Origin of the sequence: Streptomyces thermoviolaceus (assembly GCF_045209695.1) — a bacterium.
Lineage (GTDB): Bacteria > Actinomycetota > Actinomycetes > Streptomycetales > Streptomycetaceae > Streptomyces > Streptomyces thermoviolaceus.
The window spans coordinates 3930099-3945201 of the sequence record NZ_CP109280.1; the positions used below are offsets into that span (position 1 = coordinate 3930099).

The 15103-nt window shown below is 74.5% G+C and carries 12 protein-coding genes and 1 tRNA gene; 5 read left to right on the top strand and 8 right to left on the bottom strand.

Going from position 1 to position 15103, the window contains the following annotated elements; translation table 11 throughout:
- Window positions 1-101 precede the first annotated feature (101 nt).
- The 3 genes from OG899_RS17255 to OG899_RS17265 all read left to right on the top strand — a co-directional run bounded on the left by OG899_RS17255 (window position 102) and on the right by OG899_RS17265 (window position 3544).
- The gene (locus OG899_RS17255; RefSeq protein ID WP_125499045.1) at window positions 102-812 is read left to right on the top strand and encodes a decarboxylase; all 711 of its coding nucleotides are present in this window, start codon (window positions 102-104) and stop codon (window positions 810-812) included.
- A gap of 263 nt (window positions 813-1075) precedes the next feature.
- A complete protein-coding gene (locus tag OG899_RS17260) occupies window positions 1076-2227 on the top strand; it encodes a glutathione-independent formaldehyde dehydrogenase (RefSeq protein WP_125499046.1) in 1152 nt (383 codons plus the stop codon).
- Between the two features lie 210 nt (window positions 2228-2437).
- On the top strand, window positions 2438-3544 hold the full coding sequence (locus OG899_RS17265) for an LLM class flavin-dependent oxidoreductase (protein ID WP_168132207.1): 1107 nt from the start codon (window positions 2438-2440) through the stop codon (window positions 3542-3544).
- A gap of 4 nt (window positions 3545-3548) precedes the next feature.
- On the opposite strand, the gene OG899_RS17270 is transcribed toward OG899_RS17265, so the two are convergent.
- Window positions 3549-5597 (bottom strand): EAL domain-containing protein, encoded by a 2049-nt coding sequence (locus tag OG899_RS17270; RefSeq protein ID WP_189427977.1) that lies wholly within the window; start codon window positions 5595-5597, stop codon window positions 3549-3551.
- Between the two features lie 584 nt (window positions 5598-6181).
- On the opposite strand from OG899_RS17270, the gene OG899_RS17275 reads away from it, so the two are divergent.
- The gene (locus tag OG899_RS17275; protein ID WP_125500462.1) at window positions 6182-7486 is read left to right on the top strand and encodes a M6 family metalloprotease domain-containing protein; all 1305 of its coding nucleotides are present in this window, start codon (window positions 6182-6184) and stop codon (window positions 7484-7486) included.
- 56 nt (window positions 7487-7542) lie between these two features.
- On the opposite strand, the gene OG899_RS17280 is transcribed toward OG899_RS17275, so the two are convergent.
- The 7 genes from OG899_RS17280 to OG899_RS17310 all read right to left on the bottom strand — a co-directional run bounded on the left by OG899_RS17280 (window position 7543) and on the right by OG899_RS17310 (window position 14249).
- Window positions 7543-7616: transfer RNA gene (locus OG899_RS17280), tRNA-Lys, on the bottom strand.
- Window positions 7607-8275, bottom strand: a complete 669-nt coding sequence (locus tag OG899_RS17285) for a bifunctional DNA primase/polymerase (protein WP_125500463.1) — start codon at window positions 8273-8275, stop codon at window positions 7607-7609. Before OG899_RS17285 ends, OG899_RS17280 begins: the two co-directional genes overlap by 10 nt.
- Window positions 8276-8572: 297 nt before the next feature.
- Window positions 8573-8947, bottom strand: coding sequence for a hypothetical protein (locus tag OG899_RS17290; protein WP_125500464.1), 375 nt, complete (start codon window positions 8945-8947; stop codon window positions 8573-8575).
- Between the two features lie 236 nt (window positions 8948-9183).
- The gene (locus tag OG899_RS17295; RefSeq protein WP_373296043.1) at window positions 9184-10575 is read right to left on the bottom strand and encodes an AAA domain-containing protein; all 1392 of its coding nucleotides are present in this window, start codon (window positions 10573-10575) and stop codon (window positions 9184-9186) included.
- On the bottom strand, window positions 10572-12179 hold the full coding sequence (locus OG899_RS17300; protein WP_125500465.1) for a hypothetical protein: 1608 nt from the start codon (window positions 12177-12179) through the stop codon (window positions 10572-10574). The genes OG899_RS17295 and OG899_RS17300 overlap by 4 nt, the downstream gene beginning before the upstream one ends.
- Entirely contained in the window at window positions 12170-13240 is a 1071-nt protein-coding gene (locus OG899_RS17305) for a hypothetical protein (RefSeq protein WP_229814033.1), read from the bottom strand. The genes OG899_RS17300 and OG899_RS17305 overlap by 10 nt, the downstream gene beginning before the upstream one ends.
- 16 nt (window positions 13241-13256) lie before the next feature.
- Window positions 13257-14249 carry a phosphatase PAP2 family protein gene (locus tag OG899_RS17310; RefSeq protein WP_125500466.1) on the bottom strand — a complete coding sequence of 331 codons (993 nt, stop codon included), beginning with the start codon at window positions 14247-14249 and terminating at the stop codon, window positions 13257-13259.
- 247 nt (window positions 14250-14496) lie between these two features.
- On the opposite strand from OG899_RS17310, the gene OG899_RS17315 reads away from it, so the two are divergent.
- Window positions 14497-15093, top strand: coding sequence for a histidine phosphatase family protein (locus OG899_RS17315; protein ID WP_125500467.1), 597 nt, complete (start codon window positions 14497-14499; stop codon window positions 15091-15093).
- Window positions 15094-15103 lie beyond the last annotated feature (10 nt).

Consider the following 15103-nt stretch of genomic DNA (forward strand, 5'->3'; position numbering starts at 1 on the left):
CGCCGCTACCCAGGTGTACGCGATCTATTCCGGCCGGAATCAGTCATGCCGCCGGGCACCCGGCCGGACACCCACCGGACACAGCGACGAAAGGGCTGGTCATGACGGCACTCGGATTCCTCCGTCCGGGCCACTGCGCCGAGGACGACTACCACCGCATCGAACAGCTCCTGGCCGGCGACATCCGGGTCGAGCTGGTCCCGGACCGCGACGGCCCACCCGCCGGCCGGGAGGACGCCGGGTGGCCGGCGCGGAGCGTGGAGGAGCTGCGGCTGGCCGGTGCGGAGGCGGTGGTGTGGGCCAGCACCTCCGGCAGCTTCCGGCGCGGCCGGGACGCGGCCCGTGCGCAGGTGCGCGCGCTGGCCCGCGCCGCGGGCATGCCCGCCTCGGCCACCTCCTTCGGTTTCGTCAACGCCGCGCGGGAGCTCGGTGTGCGCAGCGTCGCGGTGGCGGCGCCCTACCCCGAGGACGTGACCGCCGCGTTCACGGAGTTCCTGCGGCAGGCGGGGCTGCGGGTGGCCGCCGCGCACAGCGCCGGGGCCGCGGGCCCCGCCGAGGTGGCCGCCTGGGGCGAGAAGGAGCTGATCGCCCTGGTCCGGGCCGCGGACGCACCCGAGGCCGGGGCGCTGCTGGTGCCGGACACAGCGCTGCACACCGTCTCCCGTCTCGCGGCCCTGGAGCGGTTGCTGGGCAAGCCCGTGCTCACCGCGAACCAGGTGAGCGTGTGGGAGGCGCTCCGGCTCGCCGACCGCCGGGTCAACGCCTCCGGCCTGGGGGAGCTGTTCACCCGGGAACCCCTCGTCCAGGTGTGACCGGTTCCCAGGGCTCGGCGAGGCGGGAAACGGTGCGGGTTGCGGCTGTGCAGCGTGGGGCGTTACCTGGAGATGTCCGGCGGTGCAGCGAGAACGCGCCGGGGCCACGGCACTGTCCTGCGGTCCCGGACCGCCTGCGTCCCGCCCCGGTAGCGGCCCCGTCGTCGCCGTCGCACAGCGTCCGACACCTCCGAGCAGCAGCGCGGCTGCGCCACGGTCGGTCGTGTCCGGCGCGTTCGACTTGTTCGACGGAGGTGACCCAGGTGAAAGCCGTCGTCTATGAAAAGCCCTTCAACGTGGTGGTGCGGGACGTCGACGACCCGCGGATCCAGCACCCCAACGATGTGATCGTCCGGGTCACGTCCTCCGCGATCTGCGGGTCCGACCTGCACATGTACGAGGGCCGCACGGCCGCGGAGCCGGGGATCGTCTTCGGACACGAGAACCTCGGCATCGTCGAGGAGGTCGGCAGCGGCGTGACCTCCCTGTCCGAGGGCGACCGGGTCGTCATGCCGTTCAACGTGGCGTGCGGGTTCTGCAAGAACTGCCTCGCGGAGAAGACCGGGTTCTGCCTGACGGTCAACCCGGGCTTCGCCGGCGGGGCCTACGGATACGTGGCGATGGGCCCCTACCTCGGCGGTCAGGCGGAGCGGGTGCGGGTGCCGTACGCCGACTTCAACTGCCTGAAGCTGCCGCCGGGCCAGGAGCACGAGACCGACTTCGTGCTGCTCGCCGACATCTTCCCCACCGGCTACCACGGCTGCGAGCTGGCGCAGGTCTCGCCCGGCGAGTCCGTGGCGGTGTACGGGGCCGGCCCGGTGGGCCTGATGGCCGCGTACTCGGCGCTGCTGCGCGGGGCGGCGAAGGTGTTCGTGGTGGACCGGGTGCCCGAGCGGCTGGCCAAGGCCGAGGAGATCGGGGCCGTCCCGATCGACTTCACGAAGGGCGACCCGGCCGAGCAGATCAAGGAGCAGACGAACGGCGAGGGCACCGACAAGGGCGTGGACGCCGTCGGCTACCAGGCCCAGAGCCACGACGCCAGCCACGAGGAGCCCGCCGTCGTCCTCAACGCACTGGTCGAGACGGTGCGCCCCACCGGCATGCTCGGCGTCCCGGGCCTGTACGTGCCCTCCGACCCGGGCGGACCCGACGAGCACGCCAAGCACGGCCAGCTGCTGGTCTCCATCGGCAAGATGTTCGAAAAGGGGCAGCAGATGGGCACCGGCCAGTGCAACGTCAAGCGGTACAACCGGCAGCTGCGGGACCTGATCATCGCCGGGCGGGCCAAGCCCAGCTTCGTGGTCTCCCACGAGCTGCCGCTGGAGCAGGCCCCGGAGGCGTACCAGAAGTTCGACAAGCGCATCGAGGGCTACACCAAGGTGGTGCTCCACCCGGGCCACGCGCTGGCGGCATGAGGCCGGCCGAGCGTCGCCGAAGCGGGAACCGTGAGGGAAGCCGCCGCCCCGGGGCGCATCCGCTCCGGGGCGGCGGCGTGTGCCGAGGGGACGGACCGGGTCCCGCGCCGCCCGGCAGGCCCGACCGGACGGGCGGCGCGGAACAAACGGAGACTGTCTCCTGTTGACGTCCGCCAGAGCACGCACGCCGATCAGCAGGAGGCACCCCCCGTGGTGGCAGACCCGCACGACGAGATCCGAGGCACCGTCCACGGCTCCGCGCCCGTACCCCTGTCCGTCCTGGACCTCGTGACCGTGGGCGCGGGGTACACCGCCTCCGACGCCCTGCGCACCACGGTGGACCTGGCCCGCCTCGCCGAGCGTCGCGGCTACCACCGCTACTGGGTCGCCGAGCACCACTCCATGCCGGGCGTGGCCTCCTCCTCGCCGGCCGTGATCCTCGCCCACCTCGCCGCGCACACCGAGCGCATCCGCCTGGGCTCGGGCGGGGTGATGCTGCCCAACCACGCCCCGCTGGTCGTCGCCGAACAGTTCGGCACCCTGGAGGCCATGGCGCCCGGCCGGGTGGACCTCGGCCTGGGCCGCGCCCCGGGCACCGACGGCGCCACCGCCGCCGCGCTGCGCCGCGCCGACCGGCTCGACGAGGGCGCCGACGAGTTCCCGCAGCAGCTCGGCGAGCTGATCCGCTTCCTCGACGACGACTTCCCCGACGGCCACCCCTACCGCCGCATCCACGCCGTGCCCGGCCCCGTGCAGGGCACCTCGCCCGGCGGTGTGCAGTCCCCGCACCGCCCGCCGATCTGGCTGCTCGGCTCCTCCGGGTTCAGCGCGCAGCTGGCCGGCATGCTGGGGCTGCCGTTCGCCTTCGCCCACCACTTCTCCGCGCAGAACACCCTCCCGGCGCTCGAGCTGTACCGGGAGTCCTTCCGTCCGAGCGCGGTCCTGGACGAGCCGTACGCCCTGATCGGGGTGTCCGCCCTGGCCGCCGACGAGGAGCGCGAGGCCCGCCGCCAGGTGATGGCCGCCGCGCTGAACATGATCCGGCTGCGCACCGGCCGCCCGGGTCTGGTGCCCACGCCCGAGGAGGCGGAGGCCTACTCCTTCAGCCCGATGGAGCAGGACTTCATCGCGTCCTGGAACGCCAACGTCATCCACGGCACCGCCGACGAGGTCCGCGCCGGGCTCGACGACCTGCAGAAGCGCACCGGCGCCGACGAGCTGATGATCACCGCCAACGCCCACAGTGGCGAGGTGCGGGTGCGCTCCTACGAGCTGATCGCCGACGCCTACGGCCTGCCCGGCGGAACGGGCGAGTGAGCCGTCACCGGCGTCCGCAGGCGTGACCGCCGAGCAGCTCGGAGATGCGGTCCGGTGACACCGGCCGGGAGTACAGCCACCCCTGTCCGGTGTCACAGCCGATCCGGCGCAGCCGGCTCGCCTGGTCGTCGGTCTCCACGCACTCGGCGGTGACGGTCAGCCCCAGCCGGTGGGCGAGCTGGATCATCGCCTCCACGATCACCTCGTCCGCGGGGCTGGGCGGCTGGGCGGCACCGGCCAGCCGCTGGAACCCGCGGACGAAGCTGCCGTCCAGTTTCAGCGCGGACACCGGGAGGCGGCTGAGGTAGGCGAGGTTGGAGTAGCCGGTGCCGAAGTCGTCGATGGCGATGCGCACCCCCATGTCGCTCAGCGCCCGCAACGCCTCCAGCGGCCGTCCCGCCGACCCCATCACCGCCGACTCGGTCAGCTCCAGCTGCAGCAGCCCGGGCGGCAGCTGGGTCCGCGTCAGCACCTCGGCCACGTCGGCCACCAGGTCGGAGTCCCACACCTGACGGACCGCCACATTCACGCTCACGAAGATCGGCGGCTCGTCGGGGTGGGCCAGCTGCCAGTCGCGTGCCTGCCGGCAGGCGGTGGCCAGCACCCAGCGGCCCAGCGGCACGATCGAACCGTCCTCCTCCGCCAGTGCGATGAACCGATTCGGCGCCAGGACGCCGAACTGCGGGTGCCGCCAGCGCACCAGCGCCTCCACCCCGCGCAGCCGCCCGTCCGCCAGGCCGACCAGCGGTTGGTACTCCAGGGTGAACTCGCCCCGCTCGACCGCCGGGCGCAGCGTGGAGACCAGCGCCTGACGGGCCATGAGGTGAGCGTTGCGCTCCGGGTCGAACAGGGTCCAGCGGGCGCGGCCGTCCGCCTTCGCCCAGTACAGCGTGGTGTCGGCGGCCTGCATCAGCGCGGTCGCCGTGGTGCCGGCGGCCTGTCGTTCCACCACGCCGATCGACGCCGACACCGACAGCTTCCGCCCGTCGATCTCGAACGGTTCCTGCAGGGCCGTCAGCACCGACTCGGCCAGGTCGGCGAGCTGTTCGGTGCCGGTGGAGCCCTCCACGAGCAGCGCGAACTCGTCACCGCCGAGCCGGGCCACCAGCGGGGCGCCGCCCCGTCCGCAGGCGGCCCGGTCGGCGCAGCCGGTCAGCCGCCGCGCCACGGCCGCGAGCAGCCGGTCTCCGGTGCGGTGGCCCAAGGTGTCGTTGACGGCCTTGAAGCCGTCGAGGTCCAGATGGCACAGACCGATCCGGCCACTGGTGCCGGACGCCGCGGACTCCGCCTCCAGCGCCTGCGCGAGGCGTTCGAGGAACATCGTGCGATTGGGCAGCCGGGTCACCGGGTCGTGCAGGCGCGCATGGCGCAGCCGGGCCTGCAGTTCCCGCCGGGCGCTGACGTCGGCGACGGACAGCAGCACGCCCGGGAAACGACGCGCACCCCCGTCCGGGGAAGCGGTGCCCGTTCCGTGCGGCTGGGCGCGGCGCCGGTGCGCGGCCGGCCGCTCGGGCGGCAGCGGGGCCAGGGTGACCTGGACCCACAGCGAGCGGCCGTCGGCGTGCTTGAGCCGGCGGGTGCAGCGCAGCCGGGACTGACGGCCGCGCAGCACCTCGCCGTAGGCGCGCCGGGTGCGGCCGTCGGAGGTCAGGTCCACCAGCTCGGTGGCGGGCCGGCCGGTGAGGTCGCCGGCGGGGGTGCCGAGCAGGGCACCGAAGGTGTCGTTGGCGCTGACGACCACGCCCCGGTCGTCGAGGACGGCCATCGCCAGGGGAGCGGCGTCGAAGGCGGAGCGGAACGGGGGGTCCACGGCACCGGGGAGCGGGGCGGGGGCGGTCTCGGGACCCTCTCCGGCGGGTGGGGTCCGTGGGGCGGAGCCGGGGTCGAGGGCGGCGCCGGACGTGCAGGAAGCCGGGGTTCCGGATGCGGGGCGGACGGCCGGAGGGGTGAATCCCGCACAGGGGGCGGCGGATTGCGCCGTCGGAGTGAGGCCGGATGCGGGAGCCGACGCGGAACCGGAGGCCGGCGAGGGTGCGGAGGAGCCGCCGGTCATGGGCAGGCTTCCGGCGCCGGGGGCGGCAGGAGCGGTGGGTCTGTCCCCGGTGGGGGGCCCGGCCGGATCCGCACCTGGAGGGTGCGTTCCGTCACTGTGCGTGATGGTCGGCCCGATCGGGTCAGTCGCGGGCGTCGGCCCTTCGGACGTTCCGCTCACCGCTCGCTCCCGCAGTGCACTCGGTCTTCGTATCGGTCTCGTGGGGTGGCCGGCCGGGTGGTGCGCGGCCGGCGGGCCCGTGTCCGCCCAGGAAAGTGCAGGGAAAGTGTGCCGATCATAGAGGCCGACGGCTGACCGCTTCCAGCCGCTTGCCGGTCGAAGAGGATCACCGGCCCTCCTGTCGGATCGCTTCGGTCCACACCTGTGCGAGTTCTTCAGATGTCCGATCGCAAGTGACGCTCCGTGAACGGTTCGCGGTGCTCGCGGTCCCGCGGATCCGTCAGGGTCCGGTACGGCGCGACGGGTCGCGCACGGCAGTTCGTCACCTCGGTGCTCACCCTTCCGGTGCAGACAAACAGGGCGTACCTCTCCAAACTCCCACAGGCTGGGTGCGGTGTCCCCGTGAACCGCACCCGGAGGTCTCCGTGCCGTCTCTGCTGCCCCGGAAGGCGTCGCACCGTGACGCACTCCGGTGGGCGGCCCGGCGGCAGGCGCTGCCCCGACTGCGCAGTGTCGCGGCCGTGTTCAGCGTGCTCTCGGCGCTCGTGGCGACCTCCGTGCTGAACGGGCCGTCGTCCGCGGAGCCGTTCTCGCCCGCGCCCTGCGCCCTGCGCCGCACGGACGCGCACCACTCCGAGGGCGTCGACGCCTGGAACGCCGCCTACCCCCGTCCCACCCGGCCGCTCGACGCGGTGATGATCTTCCTGTCGTTCCCGGACTCCGCCCCGGCGATCAGCCCCGGCGAACTCGCCGCCGACCACTTCCCGGCCACCACCCGGTTCTTCAGTCAGGCCTCCTACGGCCGGTTCGCGCTGCGCCCGCATCCGCTGGAGCACTGGCTGCGCATGCCGCGCCCGTCGACGGCGTACGCCATACACCGCGAGTGGCATCCCGAGGACCGGGCCGCCTATCTCCACGACGCGCTCGCCGTCGCCGACCCGCAGGTCGACTTCTCCCGCTACGACATCGTCTACCTGGTGGCCGACCCCGACGCGCCCGGCGTCGACTCGGACGCCACGAAGGTCGTGAACCTCAGCACCCCGCTGCGCGCCGACGGCACCGACATCCGCCGGGTGGTGACCGTCTTCGAGCGGCACCCGCCGGACCGGCTGGTCCTCGCGCACGAGACGGGGCACGTCCTCGACCTGCCGGACCTCTACCACCGGCCCGCGGACGACAAGGGGGACTGGGACACCTATGTCGGCGACTGGGACCTGATGGGCAGCCAGTTCGCGCTCTCTCCGGACCTGCTGGGCTGGCACAAGTGGCGGCTGGGGTGGCTCGGTCCGCGCCAGGTGGCGTGCGTCCGCGGCGCCGGGACGACCCGGCTGACGCTGGAGCCGGTGGAGGCGGGGCCGGGCGGCACGACCGCGGGATCGCCGCCCTTCGGGCTGGGCGGCGGCACCAAACTGGCGGTGGTGCGCACCGGGAGCACCGATGTGCTGGCCCTGGAGGTGCGGGCCCGGCTCGGCAACGACGTCGGCGGATGCCGGGAGGGGGTGCTGGTGTACCGGGTGCGCAGCGAGGCCGCGTCGGGCAACGGCCCGGTACAGGTCGTCGACGCGCATCCGCACAGCCGGGCGTGCGTGGCGACCTCCGTCTACCCGCCGCTCGCGGACGCGCCCATCGGGGTGGGGGAGAGTTTCAGCGTGCCCGGCACCGAGGTGCGCGTCTCCGTCCCGGACCGCACGCCGTCCGGGGCGTACATCGTGGAGATCACGGTCGGCTGACCGGGCCGACACAGCCGAGAGGCCCTCCGCCGGAGCGGAGGGCCTCTCGATGTCGGTGCGCCGCCAGGGACTCGAACCCCGGACCCGCTGATTAAGAGTCAGCTGCTCTAACCAACTGAGCTAGCGGCGCCGGCTGACGTCGTAGACCTTAGCACCCTGGTCGGCACGAGGAGAAATCGCCGGTCCGGCGGCCGACCGGGCGGCCCGCACCGCCGCCCACAGCAGCACCTCCGGACCGGGCAGCCAGGGGCAGCGGGTGTCCGGGGCGACCAGCCAGCGCGAGGCGGACCGGCCGCCGTCCGCGCCGTCCCGCGCCGGGGTGCCAGGCGGCGGCACCAGCGCCGGGACGGTCACCGCGTCGCCCTTGCCGTGGCACAGCAGCGGTGGGATGCCGCCGGTGCGTCCGCCTCCGTCCTGGCGGCCCCGTGCGCTCCACTCCTCCCACTCCAGCAGGGCGGGCAACCGGTGCGCGGTACCGGGCGCGCAGAACAGCAGCACCCGGCCCCGGTGCACGGCCACCGGACCGGAACCGGGGCCCTCCTCCCACAGCCGGTCCAGCATCCGTCGGCCGAAGATGGCCGGCGTGTTGACCACGTCGAAGGCGGTGCCGCAGGGCAGGACGACCGGGGCGTGGGGCCGCTCCCGCCACAGGGCCAGCGTGCTGCGGGGGTACGGTCCCGCCGAGGCGAGCCAGGCGGCGCCGTCCGCGGTGACGCCGGAGGCGTCGCAGCCGTGACCGGCGGGGATGTCGAGTCGGTCGAGGAGCGTGGAATTCCCGGTGCGGCTCATACCAGATATATCTACAGAACGTGAGTGGGTGCTTCCACAGGGTTGCGGAAAAGCGGGACGCACCGCTAGGGAAAGGGGTATCGTGCCCGTCCGGCATATGCCGCGGTGGTGGGACGGGGCCCTGCGCGGAAGCGGCCGGGGGCGACGGCGTCGCCGGCCGGACGTCCGTCCATGCCGGTCAGCGGGCTCGGCCGGGCCTGCGCAGCCGGCCGCCGGGGACGGCCAGGCCCGCCGTGCGGGGCAGCGGGAGGTGCAGCGCCGGGGAGGGGGGCGGTCCGCCGGTTCGCACGGGTCGGCTCACACCGGGTCGGCCGGGTTCGCGTGCACGCTCCCCTCGGCACCGCGCAGCAGATCGCGCCCGAACTCGACCATCTTCTTGGCGTAGTCCTCGGTCCACTCGGCCCGCTCGGCGATGTCCGCCGTGCTCAGCCGGTCGAACCGGCGCGGGTCGGCGAGCTGGGCCGCCGCGATCGCCTGGAACTCCATCGCGCGGTCGGTGGCCGCGCGGAACGCGAGCGCCAGCTCGGTCGCCCGCGCCAGCAGCTGCCGCGGGTCCTCGATCGACTCCAGGTCGAAGAAGTGCTCGGGGTCGGCCGACGCGGCGGTGGGCTCGAAGAGCAGGGGCGCGGGGCGTAGCCGCGGTTGGTTGCGACGCGGCGTGGGCTCCGCCATGTCATGTCCTCCTCGTACGGTGCGAAGGGCCCGGCAACAGGGCCACCCCCCATTGTCGCGCGGCCGCGCAAGGGGGCCTCGGACCGATCGCCGCGCCGGTGTCCGGCGTCCGTGCGCCCCGCGCGCACGTACACCGTTGGCCCCGCGCGCACCGCACACCGCGCGCCGCCGTGCCCGGGCGACGCGCCGCCGTCTCCGCCGTCGCGCCCCGCGCCCCGGTGCGTGCACCGCCGGGATCACGGCCGCCAGGGCACCCGGTGCTCCGACCACTGCGCCCAGGTGGACATCATCGCCTCCCAGCCGTCGGGGAACTTCACCGTGACACCGAGCTGGACCGGTTCCGTGGACGGATGCTCGTCCAGCAGCTCGCTCACCCCCGCCCGGCACACCACGATGCAGGCGTGGCGGTGCCGCGAGGCGAGCACGCACAGGCGGCCGGTCTCCAGGTGGAAGGCGGTCGCGTCGGGCCGGCCGGAGAGCGGATGCAGCATCACGGTGACGTCGAACTCGCGGCCCTGGAGCCGGTTGGCCGTGTCCACTGTGACGTCGCTCACCCCCAGCTCGGCCAGCGCCGACCTGACCGCCGCCGCCTGGTCGCGGTGGGCCGTGCCGACCGCGATCCGGTCCGCGGTCAGCGGCGCCGGCTCCTCGGACCGCTCCGAGACCGTCGTGCCGCCGCGCGCCAGCATCCGGGCCACGACCGCCGCGACCGCGCGCACCGCCTCCGGGTCCGTGCGCGGGGTGTGCCGCGCGGGCAGCTCCAGCAGCCCCCAGCCGGTCAGCGCGGCCTCGTCGATCACCCGGTCGGGGCCGGAGCCGTCCGAGGGGACCGCGAAGCGCAGCCGCCTGTCCTCGTGACCGGTGCCGCTGCGGAACGGCGTGTACGGGTAGAACGCGTCCGACACCAGCGGCGCCGCCGACGCCGGGAGCCGCCAGGACACCGGCAGCCGGTGCTGGGGCAGCCCGGGGTTGTGCGCCAGCAGCGTGCTCACCGCCGACGCCGACGGGTCGTACGACAGGCCCGCCCACTGCTCGGCGCCCACGACGGAGAACGGGTCGAGCTGCCCGGGGTCGCCGACGAACAGCGCCCGCTCGAACAGCCCGGCCACGGCCAGCAGCGCGTCCGAGCGCATCTGGTACGCCTCGTCGACGATGGCGTGCCGCCACGGCTCGTCCACCCTCACATGCGCCCACTTCGCGGCGGTGGACAGCACGACGTCCAGCCCGGCGAGATCGCCGACCCGGGCGGAGGTCCGCACGTTCGGCAGCGCGTCCAGGGCCTTGTCGTAGGCGTCGGTGTCGCTGCTGTGCAGCCGGCCCACCGGCAGATCCGGGTTCCGCTCGGCGAGCCGCACCACCAGGTCGTCGACCTGTGCGTTGGTCTGCGCCACCACCATCAGCGGCCGTCCGGCCGCCGCCAGCTCCAGCGCGGCGCGCACCACGAGCGTGGACTTGCCGGCTCCCGGCGGGGAGTCGACGACGACACCGCGGTGCGGGCCGTGCAGCGTGTCGGCCAGGATCGCCTCGGTGGCACGGGCGGCCGCCGCGGCCGGGTCGGGGACGGACCGTGCGGCACCGGGGCCGGACAGGAGGCCGGCGGGAGCGGTGTCGTCGACGGGGGCGGTCACAGCAGATCCTCCTCGGTCACCGGATCGGGGGCCTCCGGGGCGTCCGCCTCGCCAGGCGGGCCGCCGTGCGTCCACGGGGTGTCCTCCGGGTCGGGCAGCTTCGGCCCGCCCCGCTGCTCGTGCTCGAACAGGGTGAAGCACACCCGGTCGCCCTTCTCCGGCACGGAACCGGCCTCGGGCTCCTTGCCGCGCCCCATCTTGTCCAGCAGGCGCAGCACGATCAGCGTCCCGCCGGCCTCGCCGCCGTCCTCGTGGGCGACGCACTCGGCCGACTGCGGCCTGCCGTCCAGCGAGCGGTACACCCGGGTCTGCCCGGCCAGGTGCGGCCGGTCGTCGGTACGGACCGTGACCAGCGGGCGCGGGGCGGGCCGTTTTCCCTCGCTGTACGCCATGGCCACGTCGACGACCTCTCCGGCGAACGCCTCCCCGGCCAGCCGCCGCCCCGCCATCACCAGCGGGTCGTCCAGGGCCTCCTGGGCGTCCAGCCGGGCCTGCTCCCTCTCGCGCGCGGCCAGCTTGGCGGCGGCGGTCACCGCGTCGTCGTGGCGCGGCTGCGGCGGCTCGCCGGCCAGGACGCGGTCGCGGTGGGCGGTGAACGACCAGCGGTCGCGGGTCCACCGGTCCGGCACATGCGCGGCCTCGGGCAGGGACCGCAGCAGGTCGAGGCCGTCCCAGACCCGGTCCCAGGTGGGCCGGGCACACCGCTCGACCAGGGCGCGGATCTCCTCCTCGGCCGCGGTCAGCGCGCCGAGCCGGCCATCGGCCCGGACACCGTCCTCGGCGGCGGCGAGGGCGCCGCGCGCCCGGTCGTAGCGCGCGATGGCCGGTGCGAGCAGCTGGTTGTCGAACGCCGGGTCGGTGGCCGGACCGGCCGGCGGGCACAGCAGCTGGCCGGCGGCGTCCCGGGTACGCTCCGCGTGCAGCGCGGCCTCGGCGCCCGAGACCCCCTCCGGCGGGCTGATCCACGCCAGCAGCGCCCCCAGGTGCTGGTCCTCCAGCGCGGACTGGCCGGTGGTCCAGTGCCGGGCCAGCACGTCGGTCAGCGCGAGCAGCATCGAGGAGCCGGGCACCCGGGCGCGTTCGGCGAAGTGGGTCAGCCACCGCCCGAGCAGCGGCACCCGCGGCGGGGCCGGGTGCGGGTCGTCGGGATCCTGCTCGGCGGTGCGCCTGAACCGCATGGAGCGGCCCAGCAGACGGACGTGGTCGATGCCCGCGCGGCTCGGCACGATCAGCTGGGGTGCGTCGGTGCACAGCTCGACCTCGACCTTGACCCGCTTGCCGGTCGACGGATCGGTCTCGGTGCGCTGTGCCGGTTCGACGTCCGCGGTGAAGGACTCGATGTAGGGCAGGACGACGTCGGCCAGCTCGGCGAGGAACGCGAACCGCAGATCGCGGTCGCGGGGCTGCGGCACGGCCAGCAGTCGTGGCGCGTCCCGGTCGGTGCCGACCAGCGCGCCGAGCGGGGCGCCCACCTCACCGGCGGTGGTCAGCGGCACGAACACCAGGGGCCGCGCCGACAGGTGCCGGTGCCGTACCGTCGCCGCGGGCCGGGCACGCCCCGCGTGCACCGCCTCCAGCCGGGCCAGCGTCGTGATCAGGGACACGGCACCTCCTGGGCTGCGGCGGCCGTGAGGGCCTCGGCGCGCAGCGCGGCCGCCCGGCGCAGGGCGGCCACCGCCGGATCGTCCTCCGCGCCCGTGACGCCGTGCGCCGCCGCCAGCACCTCCGCCACGGTCCGCATTCCGCCCAGTTCGGCACGGACCGCACGGCCCAGGGCGGTCACCTCGCCCGCTGCGCGGGCCCGCGCCCGGCAGTGAAAGGCCAGCTCGCAGGTGGCCAGGCACTCCGGCGCGTACGTCGCCGGCACCGTGTCCACGGCGGCCGTCAGCTCCTCGGCGGGCAGCTCGGGGGAGAAGCACACCCCCTCGGGCAGCGCGTCGGCGATCTCCTCCAGGCGGGTCAGGCGGGCCAGCTGCCGGGCGGTGACCGCGCGCTGCTTGCGCACGTCCACGGCGGAGGCCGTCGGCAGGTTGGAGAAGTCCTTCGGGCACACCAGCAGCACCCGGTCGTGCACCCGCGGCGGCGGGTCGAGCCGCGCCGCCACCTCCTCCAGCGCCAGCACGTACACCGCGGCCTGCCGGGCGGCGGCGCCGACCTTCGCCGGGTCCGCCGCGCCGTCCAGCACCGGGAACGACTTGATCTCCACCACGGTCCAGGTGCCGTCCGGGTGCACCACGACCGCGTCCGGTTCCAGGAAGGCGGGCGAGCCGGCCACCGGCAGCGCCAGCATCGGATGGTCCAGCAGCGTCCAGGTGCCCGCCCCGGTCGCCTCCCGCAGTGCCAGCGCGGTACGGGCGGTGCGTCCCTCGGTGTCCGTCGCGGTCAGGTCCGCGACCGAAGCCTGCCGAGGCGGTTCGGCGGTGGGGTCGAGCCGCTCGTGCACCAGGCGCAGCAGCTCCGCGCCGCCGTCCGCCTTCACCCGGGTCTCGAAGGCATGGCCGCGCGCGAAGGCGAACTGCGACTGCCCGAAGGCCGCCGGGGCGCCCAACGCGTCGGCCAGCGCGGCCTTGTCCACCCCCGCGCCGTCCAGCAGGGCGCGCCGCCGGCAGCCCGGGTTCGCGGCCAGGGCCGCCAGCGCACGGGCGTCCAGCGGCCGGGCCGGCACGCCCGGTCCGCGCAGCTCAGCGAGCCTTGCCCAGGCTCTCGGCCTGACTGGGAAGGCCCCATCCCGGTGCCCCGTCCGCGGCGTCCTGGGGTGGGGCGCCCGGTTCGCCCGAGGGGTCGAGCCGGGTTTCGCGCTGCCGTGGAATCCGTTCACCCGCCGAAGTCTGACACCGGCCACTGACATTCGGGGAACCCGCACCGCTCGCGCCGCCCGCGAGCGCCGGGACCCGGGCGGCGAGGGCCGCGCGGATCCGCTGCGTCATGGCCCCGACGTACGGCGCCAGCAGCCATCCCACGCCCATCACGGTCGCGCCCGCGACCGCGTCCAGCAGATAGTGGTTGGCGGTGCCCATCACCACGAGCGCCGTCACCAGCGGGTAGACGACGGCGGCCACCTTCGTCCAGCGTGTGCTGCCGAACCGCCACAGAATCAGCCCGCACCACAGCGCCCAGCCCACGTGCAAACTCGGCATGGCGGCGTACTGGTTCGTCATGCCGCCCAGGCCGCGCGGCGCGCTCGCCTGGTCGCCCCACCAGCCGTAGGAGCTGAAGTGGGCCATCGTGTCGACGAAGCCGTGTTCCGGGGCGAGCAGCCGGGGCGGGCAGGTGGGCAGCAGGGTGAAACCGATCAGGCCGATGAAGGTGGACGTCATCAGCCAGGTGCGGGCGGCGCGGTAGTGCGCGGTGTGCGAGCGGAACAGCCACACCAGGATCGCGGGCGTGACCAGGTAGTGCAGGGAGGCGTACCAGAAGTCGGCGGGGATGCCGAGCCAGGCCTCGCGGGTGAACAGCCGGTTGAGCGGGTGCTCCGCGTTGAGGTGCAGCAGCTTCTCCAGACGCAGGATCGCCAGCCCGTGCTCGACGGCGTCGGCGACGTCACCGCGGACGATCAGCCGGCCGGCCGAGTAGCAGCCGTAGACCACCAGGATCAGCGGCAACTCGGTCCACCAGCGCAGCCGGAAGGGAGGGGCCGTCTCGGTGCGCGGTGCCGGTGCCTCGGTCTGCGGCATCCGATGCCCCTCCCCGTCCTGTGTGTCGCACTATGTGATCGTCGCGGTGCTGTCGGTGCGGCAACCCGGTGGCCGTCCGGACCGTCCGGCGCCGGGCGTGCCACTTTACGGCGCATGCGCCCGCGTTTGCGGGGCGCCCCCGGCCCTGATAGACGCAACCCCCGACCCCCGGGTTGCTTCTGCACACGGTGCGCGATGATGGACAACGTTCCATCGGAAGATCTCACTTTTTCCCGAAAGGCTCCCCATGGCACCGCGCGTCCTGCTGGCCCGGCACGGACAAACACAGTGGTCGCTGTCCGGCAAGCACACCGGCAGGACCGACATCCCCCTGCTGGAGGAGGGCCGGCGCGGCGCCGAGCTGCTCGGGGAGCGGCTGCACCGGGCCCCGTTCGACGGCCTGCCCGGAGTGCAGGTGCGCACGAGCCCGCTCTCCCGTGCGCGGGAGACCTGCGAACTGGCCGGCTTCGGCGACCGCGCGACGTGCTGGGACACGCTCATGGAGTGGGACTACGGCGCCTACGAGGGCCTGACCCCGGCCGAGATCAAGGCCGAGCGGCCCGACTGGCTCATCTGGCGCGACGGAGTGCCCGGCGGGGAGACGGTCGCCGAGATGACCGCCCGGGCCGACGAGGTCGTGACATGGGCGCGCGCCCAGGAGGGCGACGTGCTGCTCTTCGCCCACGGTCACATGCTGCGCTCCATCGCCGCCCGCTGGCTCGGCTACCCGCTTCACTTCGCGGCGCGCATCCGCCTCAGCCCCACCTCGTTGTCGATCCTGGGCTGGGCCTACGGCGAACCCGCGATCGAGAGCTGGAACGACGTGGGGCACCTGGCGGCCTGACGGCACGCCC

What these genes read in the sequence shown, in the direction of transcription:
- OG899_RS17255 (WP_125499045.1), top strand. Translation starts at nt 102, where the DNA reads ATGACGGCACTCGGATTCCTCCGTCCGGGCCACTGCGCCGAGGACGAC.
- OG899_RS17270 (WP_189427977.1), bottom strand. Translation starts at nt 5,597, where the DNA reads ATGACCGGCGGCTCCTCCGCACCCTCGCCGGCCTCCGGTTCCGCGTCG.
- OG899_RS17285 (WP_125500463.1), bottom strand. Translation starts at nt 8,275, where the DNA reads ATGAGCCGCACCGGGAATTCCACGCTCCTCGACCGACTCGACATCCCC.
- OG899_RS17290 (WP_125500464.1), bottom strand. Translation starts at nt 8,947, where the DNA reads ATGGCGGAGCCCACGCCGCGTCGCAACCAACCGCGGCTACGCCCCGCG.
- OG899_RS17310 (WP_125500466.1), bottom strand. Translation starts at nt 14,249, where the DNA reads ATGCCGCAGACCGAGGCACCGGCACCGCGCACCGAGACGGCCCCTCCC.
- OG899_RS17315 (WP_125500467.1), top strand. Translation starts at nt 14,497, where the DNA reads ATGGCACCGCGCGTCCTGCTGGCCCGGCACGGACAAACACAGTGGTCG.